The organism is Agromyces atrinae (genome assembly GCF_013407835.1).
GTDB lineage: Bacteria > Actinomycetota > Actinomycetes > Actinomycetales > Microbacteriaceae > Agromyces > Agromyces atrinae.
On sequence record NZ_JACCBI010000001.1, the window covers coordinates 2,044,322 to 2,067,455 of the forward strand.

The window sequence follows — 23,134 nt, forward strand, 5'->3', positions numbered from 1 at the left end:
ATCCGACGCGGCCCGAGCTCGATCCACACGGATGACACCCGAACTGGGGTGTCACATTTCGGCCTCTCGTGGCAACAACCCTGATGACGGCATCGTCATGCCGCGTCGATCGAGAGGCTCAACATGAACATCGTGGACCCCGCAGGAATCGTCACCGCCCCGACCCTGTCGGTGCCGATCGACATCACGACACTGCTCGACTCGTCGACCGGTTCGCGTTGGGAGTCGTCGTTGCTCGCGACCGAACCGATCGACGTGAGCGAGATCGGCCGCGAGCACTACTGATTCAACCCTGCGCCCTCGGGGAAGACGTTCGCCCAGTCGTGCTTGACGCTCACGACGACGAGGCCGCGCTCGTCTGCTTCGGCGAGCGCCGTCTCGGCGCCCGAGTCGTAGGGAGCATCGCCCCGCCCGGAGTCGTCGTCGTGGTGCACGAGGAGGCTGAGGCTCACGGGGTGCTTCTTCACGTAGGCGAGCATCGGGAGGTCGCCGTTCGAGTTGCCGACCGCGAGGAGGGGACGCCGGCCGATGCGGCTCCAGATGCGCACGGGCTTGATCGGACCGTCATCCATGAAGTCGAACGACGTGCCGTAGCGGATCTCGTTGGTGTCGGCGTCGTAGGCGAGGCCGAGTGCCGATCCGATGACGCGCTCGGAGGGGATGCCGTAGTTGCCGACCGTCATGGGCCGCATGAAGTCGCGATCGCCGCCCGAGACGATATAGCACGAGAAGCCATGCTCCTCGAGGTAGCGGAGGAGCTCGACCATCGGACGGTAGACGGCCTCGCTGTACGGGCGGCCGAGGGTCGGGTGGTGCGCCTCGGCGTAGAAACGCTCGACGGCCTCCTGGTAGTCCTCGACCGACTCGTTGGCCGTCGAGGCGACGATCGCGCCGATCATGAGGTGGAGATCGGAGTCGTCACCCGCGTAGTGCTTCTCGACGGCGTGGCCGAGCCACGAGAGATCACCGGTGAGCGCGGCCTTGTAGGGCTGCTGCCCCGCGAGGCTGGCGTCATCACGAGCCATCCGCGCCCACTGCTCGACGATGAAGTGCAGCTGGGTCGGCATCGGCTTCTCGGTCCAGAGCGTGCCGTCGTTGTCGAAGACGGCGACGCGCTCGGCGACGGGAACCGCATTCGGGCCCGTCGTCACCGCGGCGACGAACGACTCGATGGCCGATCGCGCGGCCCCCGGCCGCCACGAATCCAGAGCAGTCGACACGGGACCCCCCTTTCGCGGGCGCAGGCGCGCGTCGCTGCCCCCAACCTAGACCGGAGAGCGCGATCAGCGGTAGGTTCAGCGGTGGACGGGGGCGGCGGTTCCGTTTCCCGCGCACCTCCTCATCATCGAAAGGTTCATCATGGGCTTCTGGGCAAACTTCTGGGACATCATCGGCTGGTTCCTGTGGGCGTTCGTCTTCATCGCCTACCTCTTCGCACTCTTCGCGATCATCGGCGACCTCTTCCGCGACACGAAGCTCAACGGTTGGTGGAAGGCCGTCTGGATCATCTTCCTGGTCTTCATGCCGTTCATCACGGCGCTCGTGTACCTCATCGCGCGCGGCCGCGGCATGGCCGAGCGCCAGGCGAAGGACACGCAGCACCTGCAGGAGGCTCAGGCCGCCTACATCCGCCACGCCGCCGGCACGAGCGCGAGCCCGTCCGACGAGATCGCGAAGGCCAAGGGCCTCCTCGACTCCGGCACGATCACGCAGGACGAGTACAACCTGCTGAAGGCGAAGGCACTCGCGCACACCGCGTAGTCACCCGCTCTCGACGAGAGGCGAATGGATGCCGGCATCCATTCGCCTCTCGTTCGTTAATGGGTCGCGATCACGAGGCGGTCGTCAGAGCCGCGCGCAGACGGTTCTCGTCGACGCGCCAGAAGGTGTGGACGGCTCCGTCGATGAGGACGACCGGGATCTCTTCGACGTGCCGCTCGAAGAGCACGTCGTCGTCGAGGATCGACACCTCGTCGACGCTCACGTCGGGGAAGTCGACGAGCACGCGGTTCACGACCTCCCGTGCGTCGTCGCACAGGTGGCATCCGGGCTTGCCGATGAGGGTGAGAGCGGTCATCCCCCCAGCCTAGGCAGCGCGCGGTTAGTCGAGTGTCGCCGTTTGCGTCGAGTCAGCCCCCTCTACCGGCGACTCTCGACGCAAACGGCGACACTCGGCGGGTGCAGGCGCAGAGGTGAAGGTGCGCGCCCGGGCATGCAAAAGAGCGCCCGACCGAGGCCGGACGCTCACTGCAGAAGTAGTGTCTACTTCTTGTTGCGACGCTGGTGGCGCGTCTTGCGAAGAAGCTTGCGGTGCTTCTTCTTCGCCATGCGCTTGCGCCGCTTCTTGATGACGGAACCCACGTATACCTCACAGTGAAGTCGAATGGTCGCGCGAATCGCGAGCCGGAGGCTAAATGCCTCGGGGTAGTCTAGCCGATTCCGCGACCGCCTGCCGCGCGACGGGTTGAACCCCGCTACTTCTTCGGGCCGACGGACTTCACGACGCTCGTGACCTTGTACGCCGTGTCGGCGAAGGTCTTGCCGATCGACTCGGCGAAGGCGCGCTGCTCGGCACCGAGGCCCGCCTCGACGAGCGCTGCCGCATCGGCCGCGATGTCGACGGAGAGGAACGGGATGAGCCAGTCCTCGATGACCTCGAGCGGCTGCTGCACCAGGTGGTAGTAGCGGTGCTGACCCTCTTCGCGCACACCCACGAGCCCGGCCTCGCGCAGCACCTTGAGATGCTTCGACACCGTCGGCTGGCTGAGGCCCAGGGTGGCGACGATATCGGACACGCTGATCTCGCCGACGCCCTCCGTCGCCGCCTGGTGACGGTCGAGGAGAACGCCGAGGATGTCACGTCTGGTCGTGTCCGCCACAACGTCGAAGATGTCCGCCATAGGGTCAAGGCTAGTCATTCCGCGCGAGGAGTACCATGACAGGGCGCTGAACCGGTACGCGTCGGAAGGGGGCTCGGATGCGGGCGGACTCACGGGGGTACTCCTCGTCGGCACCACGCTCTGCCCTCGGCATGATCCGCGACGGTCTCGACGCCTTCGTTCGCACCTCTCCCCCGCGCTTCGCGATCGTCATCTTCGCCGGGCTCATCCTGCTCTTCACGCTGCTCTTCTCCCTGCCGATCGCGACGGCCGACCGCTCCGTGACGCCGCTGCACGACGCCCTCTTCACCGCCGTCTCGGTCATCTGCGTGACAGGTCTCGCGACCGTCGACATGGCGACGCACTGGTCGGCGTTCGGCAACGTGCTCGTCTACATCGGCGTGAACATCGGCGGCATCGGCGTGCTCACGATCGCGTCGATCCTCGGTCTCGCGGTGTCACGGAAGCTCGGCCTCCGCGCCCGCCTCATCGCCGCGAGCGACTCGAACCCCGGTCGCATCCACGCCGGACCGGTCAACGAAGGCCAGGCCGTCCGCCTCGGCGAGGTCGGCAGCCTGCTCGTGACCGTCGCCGCGAGCGCCCTCATCATCGAGATCGTCATCGCCGTGCTCATGATCCCGAGCATGCTCGCCGCGGGCTTCGACTGGTGGTCGTCGCTCTGGCACAGCTTCTACTACTCGGCGATGGCGTTCACGAACACGGGCTTCAGTCCCAACATCGAGGGCACGGCGCAGTTCGCGAACGACTTCTGGTTCCTCTCGCTGCTCATGGTGGGCGTCTTCCTCGGCAGCCTCGGCTTCCCCGTGATCTACACCCTCGCGCGCTCGTGGCGGAAGCCGCGCAAGTGGTCGGTGCACGTCAAGCTCACACTCGTCACGACCGTCATCCTCTTCGTCGCCGGCGCCGCGGCGTTCCTGCTGCTCGAGTACAACAATCCACGCACCTACGGACAGCTCGAGGCCGGGCCCACGATCTTCGAGTCGTTCTTCATGTCGGCGATGACGCGATCGGGCGGATTCGCGACGATCGACATGGCCGACCTCAACGGCTCGAGCCTGCTCGTGAGCGGCATGCTCATGTTCATCGGCGGCGGCTCGGCCTCGACGGCCGGTGGAATCAAGGTCACGACGCTCGCTGTGCTCTTCCTCGCGGCGTTCGCCGAGGCGCGCGGTGCGCCCGCGATGGAGGCCTTCGGGCGTCGCATCCCCCGCGACATCCTTCGCCTCGCCGTCAGCGTCGTGCTGTGGGGCGCCACGATCGTCGCGGTCGCCTCGATCGCGATCCTGCAGATCACGAAGGAGCCGTTCGACTACGTGCTCTTCGACGTCATCTCGGCATTCGCGACGTGCGGTCTCACGACGGGACTCACGGCCGACCTCCCGCCGAGCGGCGTCTACATCATGGCGGCGACGATGTTCATGGGGCGCGTTGGTACAGTGACACTCGCCGCAGCGCTCGCGGCGAGCCAGAAGAGGCAGCTCTTCCGGCGACCGGAAGAGAGGCCCATCGTTGGTTGATCGCATCAAGCACGACGCGCCCGTACTCGTCATCGGCCTCGGCCGGTTCGGGGCGGCGACCGCCGGCCAGCTCGATCGTCTCGGCCGCGAGGTGCTCGCCGTCGACGAGAGCGGCGCCCTCGTGCAGAAGTGGGCCGAGCGCGTGACGCACGCCGTGCAGGCCGACGCGAAGTCGATCGATGCGCTGCGTCAGATCGGTGCCCAGGACTTCTCGATCGCCGTGTGCGCCGTCGGTTCGTCGGTCGAGGCGAGCGTGCTCATCGTCGCAAACCTCGTCGACCTGAAGATCCCGCAGATCTGGGCGAAGGCCATCTCGCAGTCGCACGGCAAGATCCTCGAGCGCATCGGCGCGAACCACGTCATCTACCCCGAGGCCGAGGCCGGCGAGCGCGTCGCGCACCTCGTCTCGGGGCGCATGATTGACTTCATCGAGTTCGACGACGACTTCGCCCTCGTGAAGATGTACCCGCCGAAGCCGATCCGCGGCAAGAACCTCACCGAGTCGGGCGTGCGCACGAAGTACAACGTGACCGTCGTCGGCGTGAAGAGCCCCGGCAAGGACTTCACCTACGCCACCGAGAAGACGGTCGTGTCGAACCACGACCTCATCATCGTGACCGGCAAGGAAGGCGACATCGAGCGCTTCGCGTCGCTCGAGTAGGGGCGCGTCGCCCGCGCGCGGCGCACCCGGGCCGCGGAGCGCACGCGCCCGGCGGAGTGCAGCTCGTGCGTAGGAGTGCGCCTCGCGCGGCACTCCAGTGCGCGAACGGCACTCCTGCGGGTGGGTGCGGGCCAGGGGGGCGGATGACACGGCGCACCGTCATCCGCTTCGCCATTCGTGTTCGTCACTCGTGTCGAAATCACCCCGCGCGGCGCACCCGCCCGGCGGAGTGCCGCTCGTGCGTGGGAGTGCGTATCGCGCGGCACTCCGGCGCGCGAACGGCACTCCCGCGAGTGGGTGGGGGTCAGGATGGCGGATGACACGGCACACCGTCATCCGCTTCGTCACTCGTACCGAAACTGACGCGCGTGGCGCACACGCCCGGCGGAGTGCAGCTCGTGCGTAGGAGTGCGCCTCGCGCGGCACTCCGGCGCGCGAACGGTACTCCTTGCGGGTGAGAGGAGGTGCGTGGGGTGGGGTGTGAGGGGCGAGGGATGGCGCGGGGGCGCGCAGCGTCAGGGGCGCACGAAGCGGTAGCCCATGCCGGCCTCGGTGAGGAAGTGCTGCGGGTGCGCGGGGTCGGGCTCGAGCTTCTTGCGGAGCTGCGCGATGTAGAGGCGTACGTACCCGCTGTCGGCCACGTGCGCCGGGCCCCAGATGTCGGTGAGCAGCGTCTGCCGCGTGACGAGGCGCCCCTCGTTCCGCACGAGGAGCTCAAGGATGCGCCACTCGGTGGGCGTGAGCCGCACCTGGTGCACACCGGCGCCCGCACCGCGCGAGACGCTCTTCGCGACGAGGTCGATCGTGACGTCGGCGAACGTCACGACGGGGTCGGACTCGGGCGGAGCGACGCGCCGGGCGAGCGCACGGATGCGCGCGAGGAGCTCATCGATCGAGAAGGGCTTCGTGACGTAGTCGTCGGCTCCCGCGTCGAGCGCGTCGACGGTGTCGAATGATCCCGTGCGTCCCGAGACGACGAGGATGGGCGCGCTCGTCCACCCGCGGAGCGCGTGGATGACCTCGATGCCGTCGAGGTGGGGCATGCCGAGGTCGAGCAGGTACAGGTCGGGGCGCTCCTCGACGGCGAGGTTTACGGCCGCGCGGCCATCGTGCGCGACGACGACGCCGTATCCCCGTGCGCCGAGGGTCACGCGGAGCGCCCGCAGCATCTGGGTGTCGTCATCGGCGATGAGGATCTTCATGCGTCATCCCTCTCGGTCGAACCCGTCGAACCCGTCGACACGGTACCCGCGACCGGCAGCGTCACGACCATCGTGAGCCCGCCGCCGGGGGTGTCCTCTCCGTCGAGCACGCCGCCCATTCCCTCGGTGAACCCCTTCGAGAGGGCGAGCCCAAGGCCGAGGCCGGTCTGGTTGTCGGTGTCGCCGAGGCGCTGGAACGGCACGAAGATCTCGTCGCGACGCTCGGGCGCGACGCCGGGGCCGTGGTCGGTGACGCGCACCTGCACGGTGTCGGCGAACGTGCTCGTCGAGAGGCGCACACGCGTCTCCGGCGGGTCGTAGCGCGCCGCATTCGTCAGCAGGTTGACGAGCACGCGCTGCAGGAGCACGGCATCGGCGGCGACGAGCGGCAACTCACGGTCGAGATCGAGGTCGACGTCGGCCGGGCCGATCCCGAGTTCGTCGAGAGCGGCGAGGATGACGTCGTCGACGTCGACCGGAGAGATCGCGACGCCGAGCACGCCGGCCTGCACGCGGCTCACGTCGAGCAAGTCGGTCACGAGTCGCGCGAGGATGTCGAGGCTCTCGTCGGCGGTCTCGAGGAGCTCGGCGCGGTCGGCATCGGAGAGCACGACCGCCGAGGAACGCAGCGCCGACACCGAGGCCGTCGCCGAGGCGAGCGGGCGACGCAGGTCGTGACTGACCGCCGAGAGCAGCGCCGTGCGCACGCGATCGGTCGCGGCGAGCGGGCCGACCTCCTTCGCGGTCTCGGCGAGGTCGCCGTGCTCGAGCGTCGCATCGATCTGGGCGGCGATGACGGTGAGCAGCCGTCGCTCGGACGCCGCGGGGTCGCGCCCGTACAGTTCGAGCACGGCGCGGTCGCCCACGGCGATCGTCGAGAGCGCACCCGCGGGCTCGCCATCGGTCGCGAGCACGGCGCCGCTCGCGATGAGCCGCACACCGGCGAGAGAGAACGCCTCGCGCGTGCGACCGATCATCGCCTGCAGGGCTCCCTCGCCGCGCAGCACGCTTCCCGCGATCGTCGCGAGCAGCTCCGACTCGGCCGAGGCGCGTTGTGCGGCGCGGGCGCGGCGAGCGGCACGGTCGACGATCGCACTCACGAGCAGGGCATTGGCGACGTAGAGCCCGAGGGCGAAGAGGTGCAGGGGCTCGTCGACCGTGATCGTGTGCACCGGGTCGACGAAGAAGTAGTCGAGCGTGATGCCCGAGAGCACCGCGGCGAAGAGCGCCGGCCAGATGCCGCCGACGAGCGCGACGAGGATGACGAGCAGCTGGTACGCGAGCACATCGCTCGTGATCGACTCATCGCTCCGCAACGCGACGAGCAGCACCGTGAGAAGCGGCCCACCGAGAAGAGCGAGCGCGAAGCCGAGGACCCGACGCCGCACGGTGAGCGCTCCGGCACGCAGCCGGGGCAGAGCGAAGCGCCCGCCGACGCGCGCGTGGGTGACGATGTGCACGTCGATCTCGCCGGCCTCGCGGATGACGGTCGCCCCGATCCCCGGGCCGGTGAGCGCCGCGGCCAGTCGCCCGCGACGACTCACACCGACGACGAGCTGGGTCGCGTTCGCGGCGCGCGCGAAGCTGATGAGGGCGTCGGGGATGTCGTCGCCGACGACCTGGTGGTAACTGCCGCCGAGCGACTCGACGAGGCGGCGCTGCTCGGCGAGGGCACCCGGATCGGCGGCGCGCAGCCCGTCCTGCGTCGACACGTGCACGGCGAGCAGTTCGCCGCCCGCCGACCGCGCCGCGATCCGCGCACCTCGGCGTAGCAGCGTCTCGCCCTCGGCGCCGCCCGTGAGGGCGACGACGACGCGCTCGCGCGCCTCCCACTTCGACTCGATGCCGTGCGCACTGCGATAGGACTGCAGGGCGCTGTCGACCTCGTCGGCGAGCCACAGCAGCGCGAGCTCGCGGAGGGCGGTGAGGTTGCCGAGCCGGAAGTAGTTCGAAAGCGCCGCGTCGATGCGCTCGGCGGGGTACACCTGGCCGCTCGCGAGGCGATCGCGGAGCGCCTCGGGCGCGAGGTCGACGATCTCGATCTGGTCGGCGGCGCGCAGCACGGCGTCGGGAACGGTCTCGCGCTGCGGTGCTCCCGTGATCTGCTGCACGACGTCGCCGAGCGACACGATGTGTTGGATGTTCACGGTCGAGACGACGTCGATACCGGCATCCAACAGCGCCTCGACGTCCTGCCACCGCTTCTCGTGCGCGCCGCCCGGGGCGTTCGTGTGGGCGAGCTCGTCGACGAGGGCGACGTCGGGGGCGCGGCGGATGACGGCGTCGAGGTCCATCTCGTCGAGCTCGACGCCGCGGTGCGCAGCGCGACGACGCGGCACGACCTCGAGTCCGTCGAGGAGGGCGGCGGTCGCGACCCGGCCGTGGGTCTCGACGACGGCGACGACGACGTCACGGCCCTCGGCGAGCGAGCGGCGGGCCTCGGCGAGCATCGCATAGGTCTTGCCCACGCCGGGCGCGGCCCCCAGCAGCACCCTCAAGCGACCGCGTCGCATCTCCCTGTCCGTTCCTCTCAGCGTGAGCGCTCGTCGAGCGCGAGGTTCAGGCGGAGCACGTTCACGGTCGGCTCGCCGAGGTAGCCGAGGTCTCGTCCCTGAATCATAGACTCGACGAGCTCACGCACCTCCGCCTCGTCGAGACCGCGCTCGCGGGCGACGCGCGGCACCTGCAGCAGCGCGTACTCGGGGCTGATGTGCGGGTCGAGACCCGACGCCGAGGCCGTGAGCGCACCGACGGGCACGGTCGTCGGGTCGACACCCTCGAGCTCGGCGACGTTCGCGCGCCGTTCCTCGATGAGCGCGATGAGGTCGGCGTTCTCGGGGCCGAGGTTCGAGCCGCTCGACGCACCCGCGTCGTAGCCGTCCCCGGCCGCCGAGGGGCGCGACTGGACGTACTCGGGCAGCGGCTCTCCGTCGGCGTCGGTGAACGACTGACCGATGAGGGCCGAACCGACCACTTCTCCGTCCTGCGTGATCGTCGATCCGTTCGCCGCCGCGGGGAACGCGAGCTGGCCGACGCCGAGGATGACGGCTGTGTAGCCGACACCGAGGACGAGGGTCGAGATGAGGAGCAGTCGAATCGCGACGCCGGTGGTGCGCAGGGTCTGCCGAGGGGAGGCCATGGTGGCTCTTCTTTCTGTCGGAGGGTGGGTCAGAATCCGGGCAGCAGACTCACGACGAGGTCGATGAGTTTGATCCCGACGAACGGGGCGATGACGCCGCCGAGCCCGTAGACGAGGAGGTTCCGCCCGAGCAGGGCGGATGCGGAGCCCGGCCGGTACCGCACGCCGCGGAGCGCGAGCGGGATGAGCACGACGATGACGAGCGCGTTGAAGATGATCGCCGAGAGGATCGCTGAGGCGGGCGAGTGCAACTGCATGATGTTGAGCACCGCGAGCCCCGGCAGCACGCCCGCGAAGAGCGCGGGGATGATCGCGAAGTACTTGGCGATGTCATTGGCGATCGAGAACGTCGTGAGCGCGCCGCGCGTGATGAGCAGCTGCTTGCCGATGCCGACGATGTCGATGAGCTTCGTCGGGTCGGAGTCGAGGTCGACCATGTTGCCGGCCTCCTTCGCGGCCGACGTGCCCGTGTTCATCGCGACGCCGACGTCGGCCTGCGCGAGCGCCGGGGCGTCGTTCGTGCCGTCGCCCGTCATCGCGACGAGTCGCCCGCCCGCCTGCTCCGAGCGGATGTAGGCGAGCTTGTCCTCGGGCGTCGCCTCGGCGAGATAGTCGTCGACGCCCGCCTCGGTCGCGATGGCCCGCGCGGTCAGCGGGTTGTCGCCCGTGATCATGACCGTGCGGATTCCCATCGAACGGAGTTCGCCGAAGCGCTCGGCGAGGCCGTCCTTCACGACATCCTTCAGGTGCACGACGCCGAGTACGCGCGCCGTGCCGTCGACGGTCCGCTCCGCGACGACGAGCGGCGTGCCTCCCGACTGCGAGATCTCACCGACGCGGTCGTCGAGTTCGGCGACGAGCGTCGACGGCATCCGTCCGGCCTCCTCGACCCACGCGGCGACCGCGGATCCCGCACCCTTCCGCACGCGGGCGCCGTCGCCGAGGTCGATGCCGCTCATGCGCGTCTGCGCGGTGAATGGCACGGGGTCGCCCGCGGGCGACTGCCCGAAACGGATGCCGGCGGCTGCGGCGAGCTCGACGATCGAGACGCCCTCGGGAGTGGGGTCGGCGAGCGAGGCCAGTGACGCCGCGCGGGCGAGTTCGTGCTCGCCGACGCCCGTGAGCGGCACGAACGCGCTCGCCCGTCGGTTGCCGTACGTGATCGTCCCCGTCTTGTCGAGCAGGAGGGTCGTGACATCGCCCGCGGCCTCGACGGCGCGACCCGAGAGGGCGAGCACGTTCCGCTGCACGAGGCGATCCATGCCGGCGATGCCGATCGCCGAGAGGAGCGCGCCGATCGTCGTCGGGATGAGGCACACGAGCAGCGCGACGAGCACGGGTACCGAGACGGGGCTCGCGGCGTACGACGCGATCGGGTTGAGGGTGAGCGCGACCATGACGAACACGATCGACAGGCTCGCGAGCAGGATGTTGAGTGCGATCTCGTTGGGCGTCTTCTGACGGCTCGCACCCTCGACGAGGGCGATCATGCGGTCGACGAAGGTCTCGCCGGGCTTCGAGGTGATGCGCACGACGATGCGGTCGGAGAGCACGCGAGTGCCGCCCGTCACCGCCGAGCGGTCGCCGCCCGACTCGCGCACGACGGGTGCCGACTCGCCCGTGATCGCCGACTCGTCGACCGAGGCGATGCCCCACACGATGTCGCCGTCGCCCGGTACGAGCTCGCCCGCCGAGACGACCACGACGTCGCCGAGGGCGAGATCGGCCGAAGACACGTCGAGAGACGGAGTGCGCTCGGCACCGGCATCCGTCGCCGCGTCGTACGACGCGACCCGATGCGCGACCGTCGAGGTGCGCGTCTTCCGCAGGCTGTCGGCCTGCGCCTTGCCGCGTCCCTCGGCGACCGACTCGGCGAGGTTCGCGAAGAGCACGGTGAGCCAGAGCCACACCGCGATCCCCCACGTGAACGACGCGGGCACGGACGCTCCGCCCGACTCGGCGACGCCGAGGAACGGCTCGGCGATCACGATCGCCGTCGTGAGCACGGCGCCGATCTCGACGAGGAACATCACGGGGTTCCGCCACATGAGTCGCGGATCGAGTTTGCGGAGTGCGCCGGGCAGCGCCCGTGCGAATCCGGAGAGGACGGTGGTCATGGTCAGTTCAGCCCTTCAGCCAGGGGACCCAGCGCGAGAACGGGGAAGTAGGTGAGTGCGGTGACGAGCACCGTGACGCCGAGCAGGAGACCCACGAAGAGCGGTCGGTGCGTCGGCAGGGTTCCGGATGTCGCGGGCACGGTGTCCTGGGCGGCGAACGAACCGGCGAGCGCGAGCACGATCACGATCGGCACGAAGCGGCCGAGCGCCATGGCGACGCCGAGCGCGGCGTTCAACCAGTCGGTGTTCGCCGTGAGACCGGCGAAGGCCGAGCCGTTGTTGTTGGCCGCCGACGTGAACGCGTAGAGCACCTCCGAGAGGCCGTGGAGGCCCGGGTTCCAGATCGACACCGCCTCGACGTTCTCGCGGAGCGGCGGGATCGCGAAGCTCAGCGCTGTACCGGCGAGCACGAGCGTCGGGGTCACGAGGATGAAGAGGCTCGCGAGCGTCATCTCGCGCGGCCCGATCTTCTTGCCGAGGTACTCGGGCGTGCGACCGACGAGCAGACCCGCGATGAAGACCGCGATGACGGCGAGCACGAGCATGCCGTAGAGACCGGAGCCGACACCGCCCGGCGCGATCTCGCCGAGCATCATGTTGATCATCGGCAGCATGCCGCCGAGCGACGTGTACGAGTCGTGCATCGAGTTGACGGCGCCCGTCGAGGTGAGGGTCGAGGTCGTACCGAAGAGCGTCGAGCCGAGGATGCCGAAGCGGGTCTCCTTGCCCTCCATCGCTCCCCCGGCGAGCGCGGGCGCGGTTCCCGCCCCCGCCGACTCGAGGATGCCGAGGAGGGTCATCGACACCGCGAAGAGCGTCGCCATGACGGCGAGGATCGCGGTTCCCTGCTTCGGGTCGCCGACCATGCGGCCGAACGTGCGCGGCAGCGAGAACGGGATCGCGAGCATGAGCACGATCTCGAACAGGTTGGTCCACGGCGTCGGGTTCTCGAACGGGTGCGCGGAGTTCGCGTTGAAGAAGCCGCCGCCGTTGGTGCCGAGGAGCTTGATCGCCTCTTGCGAGGCGACGGGGCCGCCCGGCACGTTCTGGGTTCCGCCCGCGATCGTGCCGACCTCGGTGAATCCCGTGAGGTTCTGGATGACACCGCCGGCGAGCAGCACGACGGCGGCGATGACGGAGAGCGGAAGGAGGAGCCGGAAGGTCGCGCGGAACACGTCGACCCAGACGTTGCCGATCGTGCCGCTGCGCCGGGCCGCGAGACCACGCACGAGGGCGATCGCGACGGCGATGCCGACAGCGGCCGAGAGGAAGTTCTGCACGGCGAGCCCCGCGAGCTGCACCGTATAGCCCATCGTGAGCTCGGGCGAGTACGACTGCCAGTTGGTGTTCGTGACGAACGAGATCGCGGTGTTGAACGCGAGGCCTTCGGGTACGGCAGGCAGCCCGAGTGCACCGGGCAGCAGCTGCTGCGTGCGCTGCAGGAGGTAGAGCGCGAGCACGCCGACGATCGAGAAGACGATGACGCCGCGGGCGTACGCGCCCCACGACTGCTCGGCACGCGGATCGACCCCGATGAGCCGGTAGACGACACGCTCGATGCGGGCGTCCTTCGCCCCGGTGAAGACGCGCGCCATGTAGTCGCCGAGCGGGCGGTGCAGGAGGGCGAGCACGAGGACGAGTGTCGCGACGGGCAGGATCGCGAGGAGCACCTCCATCAGAATCGCCCGGGTCGGACGAGGGCGCACACGAGGTACACCACAGCGGCGATGCCGAGGCCCGCGGCGAGGAGTTCGAAGAAGATCACAGCTTCTCCACCCCTCGCACGACGAGGCCGACGACGGCGAAGACGGCGAAGATGCCGAGAACCCAGACGAGGTCGAGCACGGAAGACTCCCACAGACGGATGCCGGTGCCCGATCGGGCACGGATGCCCGGTCACGGGCACGTTCCGATCCAACGCCGCGCGGGGTCGCCGAACGCGAGTCCTTACGGTTTCCCTACGGCTCCGTGCGTGATCCTCACGCTTCCCCTACGCGCGGCTCAGCTGTCGAGCGAGGCGATGCGCACCGTCACCTCGACGGGCAGGCCCGGCGCCTCGGCCGCGAACCGTGAGCGCACGTCGGCGGCGACGGCGCGAGCGATCTCGCCCGCGCGATGACGGGCATCCGCCGCGATGTCGACGCGCACGACGGCGACGTCGTCGCGGATGTCGACGACGACCTCCGTGGTCGGCTCGGGCACTCCGAGCACGGCGCCGGCGACGGCCGCCGCGGCGGTGCGTGCCGCTTCGAGCACGGCGGGTCGAGGCGAGTAGATGCCGACGACGCCGGGAACCGAGCGGATTCCCTGGGCGACACTCGCGGCGATCGGCTGGACGTCGCTCATGACGGTGCTCCCTCGGTGTCGGCCTTCGGGGCTCGGGCGATGAAGACATCGGTGATCTCGACGTCGATCGAGACGACCGTGAGTTCGGTGTGACGAAGGAGCGCCGAGTGCACGGCGGCGCGGACGTGCTCGGCGGAATCGGTGATCGAGATGCCGTAGAGCACCGTCGCCGTGAGCGAGATCGTGACCTCGGCGCCCGGGTCGGTGACGTCGCCCTCGATCGAGCAGCGCCCGACGAGCACGCCCTCGACGCTGTCGCCGGCATCGCGGATGAGACCGCGCACGGCACCCTCGGTGATGAGGAAACGGTCACCGGGTTCGGTCGACGAGAACGGGATGTCTCGGCCGGAGCGCGCCTCACGGGTCACGGCGCCGAGCACCCCCTTGAGCCAGGAGTCGTCGGGAGCGGGCAGCGACGCGGCATCCGCTTCGATCAGCTCGCCCGACAGCGAGCGGAGACGGATGAGCGAGCGCAGGATCGCCCGGGCCTCGGGGTCCTCCTCGATCGACGGGTCGTAGGGCACGCGGCCCGCCTCGAGGTACTCGGAGATGCGCTCGACCGCGTCGTTCTCGTCATCGGCATCGGGGCCGGGCGGGTCGATGGGCGTCAGATCGTTCATCGCCACTCCTCCATGGTCGTCACGAGAGTCGCTCGGGCTCGGGCGAGGGCACCGCGCACGGCGGCCGTCGTCGTGCCGAGGTGCTCGGCGATCTCGTCGTAGCTCTCTCCCCCGACCTCGCGCAGCACCCAGCACTGCCGCTGCGTCTCGGGCAGTTGGCGGAGTGCCGCGGCGAGCGCGCGCATCGCGGAGCTCGATTCGGCGCGACGCTCGGGGCCCGAGTCGTCGCGATCGGCGGGGTCGACATCGGTGATGTCGTCGTGCGGTCGACGAGCGCGGATGAGGTCGAACGAGCGCGAACTCACGATCCGCATCATCCACCCGCGCACGCGGTCGGGGTCCTCGAGTTCGGGGAGCTTCCGCCAGATCGTGATGAGCGCCTCTTGGACGGCGTCGCTCGCATCGGCCTGCGAACCGGTCAGTCGCCACGCGTAGGCGCGCATGACCGAGATGTGCCGTCGGACGAGCACGCCGAAGGCCGTCGAGTCGCCGTCGGCCGACCGGAGCGCGAGCACCGCGTCGGGCGCCGCGTCGAGCGCGCTCTCGCCGCTCGAAGCATCGTGGCCGCCGACCATGCACTCGCCTCTCGTCGAGAATCTCGAGGAATTCCGTGACGAATGCGCCGCGGCATCCGTCTCACTCATGTAAGCACACCCACCCGGCAAAGAACCGGGGGCTTTCACGTTATGCACAAACTCGGCGCGTAGCGTGAAAAGCACCCCCCGTTGAACCGGCGGAGCACCCGCCCCGCCGTCGCCGAGAGAAGGAGAGAACCATGAGCGCGGAAGACAAGATCAAGAACGCAGCCGAAGACCTCACCGGCAAGGCCAAGGAGGCCGCGGGCAAGGTCACCGGCAACGAGAAGCTCGAAGCCGAGGGCCAGGCCGACCAGACGAAGGCCTCGGTCAAGAAGGCGGGCGAGAACGTTAAGGACGCCTTCAAGTAAGCAGGCGCGATACCAGGGCTCGCCGCGGATCAGCTCCCTGCGGCGAGCTCTTTCGCGCGTGCGAGCGCCGCGTCGGTCGCCCGGGTGAACGTCTCCTCGAGGCCCGCGTCGGCGAGCACCGCGATCGCACGCTCGGTCGTGCCCTTGGGGCTCGTCACGCGCCGCCGCAGTTCGGCGGGGTCGACGCCCTCGGATGCCGCGAGCAGTTCGCTCGCCCCGCGGAACGTACCCCGCACCATGGTCGCCGCCTCTTCGGCCGTGAAGCCCTTCGCGACGGCGGCGGCCTCGAGCTGTTCGATGAGGAAGAAGACGTAGGCGGGGCCCGAGCCCGAGATCGTCGAGAGCGCGTCGAGCTGCGACTCCGGCACGACGAGGACGTCGCCCACGGTCTCGAAGAGTGCGGTCGCGAGCGCGAGATCGGCGTCGCTGGAGCGCGTGCCGGCCGAGATGCCGGTGACGGCACGGCCCACGACGGCCGGGGTGTTCGGCATCGTGCGGATGACCGAGACGTTCTCGGGAAGGAGCGACTCGAAGGTCGCGACGGTCACACCGGCGGCGACGCTCAGCACGAGGGTTCCCGGCGCGAGTGCAGGGGCGATCTCGCGGAGCAGGTCGGGCACCATCGCGGGCTTCACGGCGACGACGACGATGCCGGCGTCCGCGACGGCGCGGAGGTTCGCGTCGGGGTCGGTCTCGGTCGCGAGAGCGGTGACTCCGGGCAGGTCGGCGAGCTCCGTCGCCTTCTCGGCGCTGCGGTTCGTCGTGCGGATGCCGCCCTCGACGGTGACCCCCGGCACGAGCAGCCCGGAGAGCACGGCGCGGGCCATCGAGCCCGTGCCGAGGAATGCGATCGAGGGAAGTGTGACATCCGACTCAGAAGACATGCGACCATCCTAGGATTGGCCCATGAGTGCTTCCGGCGGAAACAAAGCCATCATCGCGGCCTTCCTCGCGAACACGGGCATCGCGATCACGAAGTTCATCGCGTGGTTCTTCTCGGGTTCGTCGTCGATGCTCGCCGAGGGCGTGCACTCCGTCGCGGACGCCGGCAATCAGCTCCTCCTCCTTCTCGGCGGGCGCAAGGCGCGTAAGAAGGCCGACAAGGAGCACCCGTTCGGTTACGGCCGCGAGCGCTACGTCTACGCCTTCGTCGTCGCCATCATCCTGTTCTCGGTCGGTGGTGTCTTCTCGATCTACGAGGGCATCGAGAAGCTGCAGCACCCCCACCCGCTCGACGTGTGGTGGCTCCCGCTGCTCGTTCTCACGATCGCGATCATCCTCGAGTCGTTCTCGCTCCGCACCGCGGTCAAGGAATCGAACCAGGTGCGCGCGGGTCAGTCGTGGGTGCAGTTCATCCGTCGCGCGAAGGCGCCCGAACTGCCGGTCGTGCTGCTCGAGGACGTCGCGGCCCTCCTCGGTCTCGTCTTCGCCTTCATCGGTGTCGGGCTGACCGTCATCACAGGCGACGGAATCTTCGACGCCATCGGCACGCTCTTCATCGGAACGCTCCTCATCGTCGTCGCGATCGTGCTCGGCATCGAGACCAAGAGCCTCCTCGTCGGCGAGGGAGCGAACGACTCCGACCTCGTCCTCATCGAGAAGGCGATCATGGACGGCCCCGAGGTCGAGCGCATCATCCACATGAAGACGCTCTACCTCGGCCCCGATGAACTGCTCGTCGCCGCGAAGCTCGGCATGCCCGCGAACGACCGTCTGCTCGAGGTCGCCGCCGAGACGAACGCGATCGAGTCGCGCATCCGCGCGGCTGTTCCCGCCGCTCGCGTCATCTACATCGAGCCGGATGTCTACGTCGACCCCAACATCGTCGCGCCGCCGACCGACGCGATCGTCATCAAGGGTCTCGACTAAGAGGCCGAGGGCGCGTCGCTCCACGGCATCGGGCGTTCGGGAGCGCGCTGGCTGTCATCCGGAAGGGCGGGGAGGCGTTCGCCACCCGCTCGGATGCAGAGCCACCGCAGTTGCTCGGTGCTTCCCGGCACGTCCGAGCTCGCCGGGATCGCCCTCCACGTGCGCCACACCCCGGTGCCGACCCGCACGACACTTCCTGCGCGCACGTCGACGACATCGTCGTCGAGGCCCATCTGGCCGTGACCGCCGAGGAAGACGTAGAGCTCTTCGACGCGCGAGTGCGCATGCCAGTAGCCCGCCTCCTCGCCCGGCTCGAGCGCGTTGGCCGTCATCCCGATGTAGTCCATCGTCAGTTCGTGGTCGACGACGCGACGGCCGTCACGGGCGCGCGCGGGATCGAACCCGCCGTGGTGGTCGCGCCACGCGTCGAGCGCGCCGATGTCGGTCACTTCGTAGTCGGTCATGCGGTGCTCCTCGTGTCTCTGAGTGCGAATCGGACTCGACGTGCAGATCGGCCGTTGGGACTAGGGCCGGCGGGCCTCGAAGAAATCGGTGAGGAGCGCGGCGCACTCCGCTTCGGCGACACCGCCGATGACCTCGGCGCGATGGTTGAGCCGGCGGTCGCGCAGGAGGTCGAAGACCGAGCCCGCGGCTCCGGCCTTGTCGTCCCACGCACCGAAGACGACGACGGGAACGCGCGCGGCGAGGATGGCACCGGCGCACATGACGCAGGGTTCGAGGGTGACGATGAGAGTGCATCCGGTGAGGTGCCAGTCGCCTGTCGCCTCGGCCGCGCGGCGGATCGCGAGCACCTCGGCATGCGCCGTCGGATCGTCCTGCGCCTCGCGTTCGTTGTGGGCCTGTGCGATGACCGTGCCCGCGGCATCCGTCACGATCGCACCCACGGGAACGTCGCCGGTCTCGAGAGCCAGCCGGGCCTCGTCGATAGCTTCGGCCATGAGGGCGAGCCGAGAGTGCATCTCGCCCTCCCTCCTCGTATCGGTACGGGCTTCTCGTATCGGCACGGGGCCGCCGAACCGTAGACTCGAGCCTATGCGAGTACACGTAGCCGACCACCCGCTCGTCACCCACAAGCTCACGGTGCTCCGCGACGAGAACACTCCGTCTCCGATCTTCCGTCAGCTCGTCGAAGAGCTCATGACGCTCCTCGCCTACGAGGGCACGCGCAACGTGCGCGTCGAGCCCCTCGAGATCCGCACCCCCGTCGCCGTGACCACGGGAGTGCGCATCGCCGACCCGAAGCCGCTCATCGTTCCGATCCTGCGCGCGGGCCTCGGCATGCTCGAGGGAATGGTGAAGCTCGTCCCGACCGCCGAGGTCGGCTTCCTCGGCATGGCACGCAACGAAGAGACGCTCGAGCCGACGACCTACGCCGAGCGGCTGCCCGACGACCTCTCCGATCGCCAGTGCTTCGTGCTCGACCCCATGCTCGCCACGGGCGGCTCGCTCATCGCGGCGATCAACTACCTGCTCGACCGCGGGGCGACGGATGTCACTGCCGTCTGCATCCTCGCGACGCCCGAGGGCCTCGAGGCCGTCGAGAAGGCGCTGCACGGACGCGAGGTGACGATCGTGCTCGGAGCGGTCGACGAGCGCCTCAACGAGCACGGCTTCATCGTGCCGGGTCTCGGCGACGCGGGCGACCGCCTCTACGGCACGGTCTGAGCGCGCCAGACGGTATAGGGCGAAGATTCTTCGCTTGAATCGCCGATTTCGACGATTCGATCGCGGAAGATTTTTTTCCGGATGCCTATTTCGCAGGTTCTGCAGAAATCGTGATCATCCCGGGTGGACCCGATCAGGGCGGGTCGGGGGGTCGCACATGGTGCGCCGTCACAGTGCGTCATCGTGGCGTCATGAATTGACACACCTTCACGGCATCGGATTTACTAACCCCATGACCGAGAACACGCGCTCCCTGACCGCCCCCGAGGCCTTCAGGACAACCGGCATGATGATGCCCGGTGGAGCTGCCGCGTGTTGTCGAATGTGCAGCTAACTCGAACCTCTCCGTCGAGTAGGCGTGCGCGATCCGCGCATTGAGCCATGACTCCCGGCCGACATCCACGTCGAGCCCGTACCGGCCAGCCCGGCCACATCTCTTCCACCGGTTTCCGGACCTTCCGTCGTCCGCCGGTGACTCGCATCGTCATCCCTGAAGGATTCATCATGTCGCTCGCACAGCTCCCCACCCGTCCCGCCCCTCGCGCCGAGCTCTCGCTCACGCCCCGCCCCGTCGCCGCCGCTCCCACGGCACCGCGCATCCGCGCCGTGCCCGAGGGAACCGAGGCTCGCGGCTTCGTTCTCTACGTCGGAATCGACGAGGCGAAGGCCGCTGCCGCCGGCACGAGCCTGCACCGCATCGTCGAGGCGCTCCGCCAGCTCACGGGCGAGATCGCCCCGAGCGCCGAGACCTACGCCGCCGTCGCCCTCGCTCCCGAGGGTGCGGGCGGCCGCGACGTCGACGTCGTGCGCCTCGCCCTGCAGGACCCGGCGGCTCTCGCCAAGCACCGCGATGTCGAGGAGGACAGCGACATCGACCGTCACCCCGCCGGGGTCATCATCGACATCTCCCGCAAGCGTGTGCTGCTCGACGGCGACTCGGCGGGCCTCACCTACAAAGAGTTCGAGCTGCTGCAGTACCTCGTGCTGCGCGAGGGCCGCACGATCGACCGCGCCGAGCTCATCTCGGGCCTGTGGGGCGAGGGCGACGACGAGGTTCCGAGCGAGCGCACCATCGACGTGCACATCCGTCGCCTGCGTTCGAAGCTCGGCCACTACGAAGACATCGTGCGCACGGTGCGCGGCGTCGGCTACCGCTTCGACCGTCACGCCGACGTCTCGATCCGCCAGGCATCGACCCCGAGCCCGGACGTCTTCTAAGACGCTGCGTCACCGCGAGAAGCCCCGCCTCCATCCGGATTCCGGTGAGGCGGGGCTTCTGCGTGAGGGGTGGTCCGCGGCTACTCGGTCGCGAAATCGAGCGCTGAGTCGGCGACAGCGATGACCGACCAGGTGCCGCCGTCGGCATCGGTGAACTCGTAGGCGGGAACGACGAGCACACTTCCGTCGGGCTGCCACTGGCTCGTGAGCCCGAGACGGGCGCTGACGATCTCGACGTCGTTCACCGGCCACGAGAGCGAGACGCCCGAGGTCGGCGTCGCCGGCGGCTCGGTCGGCGGAACCCACTCGGTCACCGTGCCGTCGACCGGCTGCTCGCGGAGCGCGAAGGGCATGGCCGTCATCTGTGCACCGAAGCGCGGGTCGGAGAGACGCTCGAACGCCTCCTGCTCGCTCACGATCGAGTACTCGCCGAGTTCGACGATCGGCGCGAGCGTTCCGGAGGTGCTGACGATGCCGGCATCGCTCAGTTCGAGGTACCACGACTGGTCGAGTCGCTGACCGTCGACGACGGGGAACGCCTGCGCCGAGCGCGTGACGGCACCCTCGAAGGTCTCCGACGTGAACTCGAAGGTCGACGCATCACGGCCGCTCGCCGTGATGATCGAGCGAAGAGCGTCGATCGCGGCGTCCTCCGAGGGAAGGGTGCCGACGGGCTGGCAGGGCTCGGCGACATCCGTGCCCTCGACGCACTGCCACGGGTTGATCCGCGGGTCGGAGTACCAGAAGCTCAGGGTGCCGTCGAGGCTCACACCGAGTTGGGGAGCCGATCCGTCTTGGGGTCCGACGAGCCAGGAGCCGTCCTTCAGTTCGGGCGTGCCTTCGACGCCGAGGGCCGCGGCGAGGGCGGCGACGGTCTCGGCGTTGGAGACCGAGCGGGGGTCGTAGGTGTAGGCGAGAGCCGAACCGTCGGAGGTCGACAGGCCCGACGCGCTGAAGCTGTTGCGGCCGAAGCCCCACCCGATCGTGCGGTCAGCCATGGAGCCCGTCGACTCGGGGGCTGCGAACCCGCCGACGCGCATACCCGGCGTTGCAGCTCCCATCTCGACTCCGCCACTTGGGCCCACCCGATCGCTCGTGGCGGGCTGCAGCGAGATCGGGGGCGCAGCTCCGTCGGCGAGGTCGGTCGATCCGCCCGTCGAGGCGCCGATGCCGTAGCCGAGTCCGCCGACGATCGCGATCGACGCAGCGACCGCAGCGACCGGCAACCAGCGCGGGCGACGACGAGCGCGCTCGGCGCCGAGATCAGTTGCGGGCGCGATGTCATCCGCCGGGCCAGCGAGCGCTTCGGCCGTGGCCTGCGCGATGACGTCGTTGGCGAAGCCGCTGCGCGGCTCGACGTCGGCAGCGGGGTCGGCTGCGCTGAGGCGCGCTACCGGGTCGGGGTCGTTGTCATCGTTCATGTCGATCACCCTTTCTGTTCTCAGGCCGTGAAAAGCTCAGTATCAGGCACGGGGAAGTGGCGAGAAGTCGATCCTCGAGTCGGCCACAGCGATGATCGACCACGTGCTGCCCGCGCCATCGGTGAACTCGTAGGCAGGAATGACGATGACGCTGCCGTCGGGCTGCCACTGAGTCGTGAGGCCGAGACGTACACTCTCGAGATCAACCGACGTCACGGGCCATGAAATGTTCACGTCCGAGGTCGGCGTCGCCGGGGCCTCGGTCGGAGGAACCCACTCGATCGTCTGCATACCGGCGGACTGCTCACGGAGAGACTCCGCGGACGGCGTCATGATCGCCGAGAAGCGCGGGTCGGAGAGCCGCTCGAATGCTGCCTGCTCGCTGATGATGGGCAGGTCTCCGAGTTCGACGAGGGGGGCAAGTGATCCGGAGACGCCGACGATGCCGGCGTCACTCAGTTCGAGGTTCCACGGCTGCGCGAGTCGTTGACCATTGACGACGGGCCACGCCTGCGCGCTGCGCGTTACAGCGCCCTCGTAGGTCTCCGACGTGAACTCGAAAGTCGACGCGTCGCGCCCGGTATCGGCAATCACTTTTCGAAGCGCATCGATCGCGGCGTCCTCATCGGGAATCGGCCCGACGGGCTCGCACGGCACACCAACGCCGGCTTCGTCGCCGCACTTACCGGGGTTGATGGCCAGATCGGAGTACCCAAAGCTCACCGTTCCGTCGAAGAGGCTCACCGACAGCTGGGGGGCCGAACCGTCCACAGGTCCGACGATCCAGGAGCCGTCGATCAACTCAGGCGTACCCTCGACCCCGAATGCTGCTGCAAGTGCGGCGATGGTCTCGACGTTCGACACAGATCGCGAATCGTATGCGAAGGCGAGCGCCTTACCATCGGAGTCAGAGAAGCCCGAGCCGGTGAACGCCGTTCTGCCGGAACCCCACGGCAGGAGAACGTCGGGGTAGCCAACCGCCGCCTGGGGCATGGCGAGGCGACTGTCATACAGCTGCGACGCGGCCCCCGACTCGGGTCCGCCCCCCGTTGCGGGCTGCAGTGTGATGGGCGCGGAAGCAGCTCCGGAGCGGTCACCCGCGCCACCGGCGAGGTCGGTCGTGCCACCGGTCGAGGCGCCGACGCCGTAGCCGAGTCCACCGACGATCGCGATCGATGCGGCGACGGCGGCGATCGGCAGCCAGCGCGGGCGACGGCGTGCGCGTTCGGCACCGAGGTCCGTGACGGTCGCGCCCGCAGCCGCGACGCCAGCCGTGTCATCCGCTGCTTCGGCCGTGGCCTGCGCGATGACGTCGTCGGCGAAGCCGGCGCGCGGCTCCACGTCGGCGGCGGGGTCGGCGGCGCGGAGACGCGCTACCGGGTCGAGGTCGTTGTCATCGTTCATGTCGATCACCCTTGCTGTTCTCGGGCTGCTCGCCGTGATCTTCTCTCACGGAGCAGAGTGCTGTTCTGTTCTGTATGTGTGCGGGCCG

Annotated in this window: 26 protein-coding genes; 8 read left to right on the forward strand and 18 right to left on the reverse strand. The window is 69.0% G+C overall.

All coding sequences use genetic code 11. The features are described 5' to 3' along the window. Nucleotides 1–123: 123 nt before the first annotated feature. Nucleotides 124–285: a hypothetical protein gene (locus BJ972_RS09570; RefSeq protein ID WP_164989889.1), complete on the forward strand. Its 162-nt coding sequence runs from the start codon at nt 124–126 to the stop codon at nt 283–285. Here BJ972_RS09570 and BJ972_RS09575 read toward each other — a convergent pair. Next, nucleotides 279–1,220 (reverse strand): HAD family hydrolase, encoded by a 942-nt coding sequence (locus BJ972_RS09575; RefSeq protein ID WP_129173494.1) that lies wholly within the window; start codon nt 1,218–1,220, stop codon nt 279–281. The two genes, BJ972_RS09570 and BJ972_RS09575, sit on opposite strands and share 7 nt — an antisense overlap. A 139-nt stretch (nt 1,221–1,359) precedes the next feature. Between BJ972_RS09575 and BJ972_RS09580 the strand changes: the two genes are divergently transcribed. Beyond that, on the forward strand, nt 1,360–1,761 hold the full coding sequence (locus BJ972_RS09580; RefSeq protein ID WP_129173492.1) for an SHOCT domain-containing protein: 402 nt from the start codon (nt 1,360–1,362) through the stop codon (nt 1,759–1,761). Nucleotides 1,762–1,831: 70 nt separating this feature from the next. On the opposite strand, the gene BJ972_RS09585 is transcribed toward BJ972_RS09580, so the two are convergent. From BJ972_RS09585 to BJ972_RS09595, 3 genes are all read right to left on the reverse strand, one after another. After that, complete coding sequence (locus BJ972_RS09585) at nt 1,832–2,077, reverse strand: glutaredoxin family protein (protein WP_129173490.1); 246 nt, start codon at nt 2,075–2,077, stop codon at nt 1,832–1,834. A 185-nt stretch (nt 2,078–2,262) separates the two neighbouring features. Beyond that, nucleotides 2,263–2,361, reverse strand: a complete 99-nt coding sequence (locus tag BJ972_RS09590; RefSeq protein ID WP_003792170.1) for a 30S ribosomal protein bS22 — start codon at nt 2,359–2,361, stop codon at nt 2,263–2,265. Nucleotides 2,362–2,474: 113 nt separating this feature from the next. Continuing rightward, a complete protein-coding gene (locus BJ972_RS09595) occupies nt 2,475–2,900 on the reverse strand; it encodes an ArsR/SmtB family transcription factor (RefSeq protein WP_129173488.1) in 426 nt (141 codons plus the stop codon). A gap of 131 nt (nt 2,901–3,031) precedes the next feature. Here BJ972_RS09595 and BJ972_RS09600 point away from each other — a divergent pair, with 131 nt between their 5' ends. Continuing rightward, nucleotides 3,032–4,417 carry a TrkH family potassium uptake protein gene (locus BJ972_RS09600; RefSeq protein ID WP_241830753.1) on the forward strand — a complete coding sequence of 462 codons (1,386 nt, stop codon included), beginning with the start codon at nt 3,032–3,034 and terminating at the stop codon, nt 4,415–4,417. After that, the gene (locus BJ972_RS09605) at nt 4,410–5,078 is read left to right on the forward strand and encodes a potassium channel family protein (protein ID WP_129173484.1); all 669 of its coding nucleotides are present in this window, start codon (nt 4,410–4,412) and stop codon (nt 5,076–5,078) included. The genes BJ972_RS09600 and BJ972_RS09605 overlap by 8 nt, the downstream gene beginning before the upstream one ends. 515 nt (nt 5,079–5,593) lie before the next feature. On the opposite strand, the gene BJ972_RS09610 is transcribed toward BJ972_RS09605, so the two are convergent. The 9 genes from BJ972_RS09610 to BJ972_RS09650 form a co-directional block, all read right to left on the reverse strand. After that, the gene (locus tag BJ972_RS09610; protein WP_129173482.1) at nt 5,594–6,280 is read right to left on the reverse strand and encodes a response regulator; all 687 of its coding nucleotides are present in this window, start codon (nt 6,278–6,280) and stop codon (nt 5,594–5,596) included. Continuing rightward, complete coding sequence (locus tag BJ972_RS09615; RefSeq protein ID WP_129173480.1) at nt 6,277–8,793, reverse strand: DUF4118 domain-containing protein; 2,517 nt, start codon at nt 8,791–8,793, stop codon at nt 6,277–6,279. Before BJ972_RS09615 ends, BJ972_RS09610 begins: the two co-directional genes overlap by 4 nt. Before the next feature lie 17 nt (nt 8,794–8,810). Next, the gene (gene kdpC, locus BJ972_RS09620; protein ID WP_129173478.1) at nt 8,811–9,419 is read right to left on the reverse strand and encodes a potassium-transporting ATPase subunit KdpC; all 609 of its coding nucleotides are present in this window, start codon (nt 9,417–9,419) and stop codon (nt 8,811–8,813) included. A gap of 29 nt (nt 9,420–9,448) precedes the next feature. Next, nucleotides 9,449–11,536, reverse strand: coding sequence for a potassium-transporting ATPase subunit KdpB (gene kdpB / locus BJ972_RS09625; protein WP_129173476.1), 2,088 nt, complete (start codon nt 11,534–11,536; stop codon nt 9,449–9,451). 2 nt (nt 11,537–11,538) lie between these two features. Next, nucleotides 11,539–13,212 (reverse strand): potassium-transporting ATPase subunit KdpA, encoded by a 1,674-nt coding sequence (gene kdpA, locus BJ972_RS09630; RefSeq protein ID WP_129173474.1) that lies wholly within the window; start codon nt 13,210–13,212, stop codon nt 11,539–11,541. Then, nucleotides 13,212–13,301, reverse strand: coding sequence for a potassium-transporting ATPase subunit F (locus BJ972_RS09635; protein ID WP_129173472.1), 90 nt, complete (start codon nt 13,299–13,301; stop codon nt 13,212–13,214). Before BJ972_RS09635 ends, kdpA begins: the two co-directional genes overlap by 1 nt. Nucleotides 13,302–13,537: 236 nt before the next feature. Beyond that, nucleotides 13,538–13,882, reverse strand: a complete 345-nt coding sequence (locus tag BJ972_RS09640) for a hypothetical protein (RefSeq protein ID WP_129173470.1) — start codon at nt 13,880–13,882, stop codon at nt 13,538–13,540. Beyond that, nucleotides 13,879–14,502, reverse strand: a complete 624-nt coding sequence (locus tag BJ972_RS09645) for an Asp23/Gls24 family envelope stress response protein (protein ID WP_129173468.1) — start codon at nt 14,500–14,502, stop codon at nt 13,879–13,881. The genes BJ972_RS09640 and BJ972_RS09645 overlap by 4 nt, the downstream gene beginning before the upstream one ends. Next, nucleotides 14,499–15,077: an RNA polymerase sigma factor gene (locus tag BJ972_RS09650; RefSeq protein WP_129173466.1), complete on the reverse strand. Its 579-nt coding sequence runs from the start codon at nt 15,075–15,077 to the stop codon at nt 14,499–14,501. The genes BJ972_RS09645 and BJ972_RS09650 overlap by 4 nt, the downstream gene beginning before the upstream one ends. A 200-nt stretch (nt 15,078–15,277) precedes the next feature. On the opposite strand from BJ972_RS09650, the gene BJ972_RS09655 reads away from it, so the two are divergent. Beyond that, nucleotides 15,278–15,448, forward strand: a complete 171-nt coding sequence (locus tag BJ972_RS09655) for a CsbD family protein (RefSeq protein ID WP_129173465.1) — start codon at nt 15,278–15,280, stop codon at nt 15,446–15,448. 29 nt (nt 15,449–15,477) lie between these two features. On the opposite strand, the gene proC is transcribed toward BJ972_RS09655, so the two are convergent. Beyond that, nucleotides 15,478–16,332, reverse strand: a complete 855-nt coding sequence (gene proC / locus BJ972_RS09660; protein WP_129173463.1) for a pyrroline-5-carboxylate reductase — start codon at nt 16,330–16,332, stop codon at nt 15,478–15,480. Nucleotides 16,333–16,354: 22 nt separating this feature from the next. Here proC and BJ972_RS09665 point away from each other — a divergent pair, with 22 nt between their 5' ends. Further along, on the forward strand, nt 16,355–17,317 hold the full coding sequence (locus BJ972_RS09665; protein ID WP_129173461.1) for a cation diffusion facilitator family transporter: 963 nt from the start codon (nt 16,355–16,357) through the stop codon (nt 17,315–17,317). On the opposite strand, the gene BJ972_RS09670 is transcribed toward BJ972_RS09665, so the two are convergent. Next, a complete protein-coding gene (locus BJ972_RS09670) occupies nt 17,314–17,781 on the reverse strand; it encodes a cupin domain-containing protein (protein ID WP_129173459.1) in 468 nt (155 codons plus the stop codon). The genes BJ972_RS09665 and BJ972_RS09670 overlap by 4 nt on opposite strands. 60 nt (nt 17,782–17,841) lie before the next feature. Continuing rightward, entirely contained in the window at nt 17,842–18,276 is a 435-nt protein-coding gene (gene tadA, locus BJ972_RS09675; protein WP_129173457.1) for a tRNA adenosine(34) deaminase TadA, read from the reverse strand. A gap of 94 nt (nt 18,277–18,370) precedes the next feature. Here tadA and upp point away from each other — a divergent pair, with 94 nt between their 5' ends. Next, the gene (gene upp, locus BJ972_RS09680) at nt 18,371–19,003 is read left to right on the forward strand and encodes a uracil phosphoribosyltransferase (protein ID WP_129173455.1); all 633 of its coding nucleotides are present in this window, start codon (nt 18,371–18,373) and stop codon (nt 19,001–19,003) included. 504 nt (nt 19,004–19,507) lie between these two features. Beyond that, nucleotides 19,508–20,221 carry a winged helix-turn-helix domain-containing protein gene (locus BJ972_RS09685; protein ID WP_129173453.1) on the forward strand — a complete coding sequence of 238 codons (714 nt, stop codon included), beginning with the start codon at nt 19,508–19,510 and terminating at the stop codon, nt 20,219–20,221. A gap of 80 nt (nt 20,222–20,301) precedes the next feature. Here BJ972_RS09685 and BJ972_RS09690 read toward each other — a convergent pair whose 3' ends face one another. Together BJ972_RS09690 and BJ972_RS09695 are read right to left on the reverse strand one after the other, a co-directional pair. Then, complete coding sequence (locus BJ972_RS09690; protein ID WP_129173451.1) at nt 20,302–21,642, reverse strand: hypothetical protein; 1,341 nt, start codon at nt 21,640–21,642, stop codon at nt 20,302–20,304. Nucleotides 21,643–21,684: 42 nt separating this feature from the next. After that, nucleotides 21,685–23,046 carry a hypothetical protein gene (locus tag BJ972_RS09695; protein ID WP_129173450.1) on the reverse strand — a complete coding sequence of 454 codons (1,362 nt, stop codon included), beginning with the start codon at nt 23,044–23,046 and terminating at the stop codon, nt 21,685–21,687. Between the last annotated feature and the right edge of the window lie 88 nt (nt 23,047–23,134).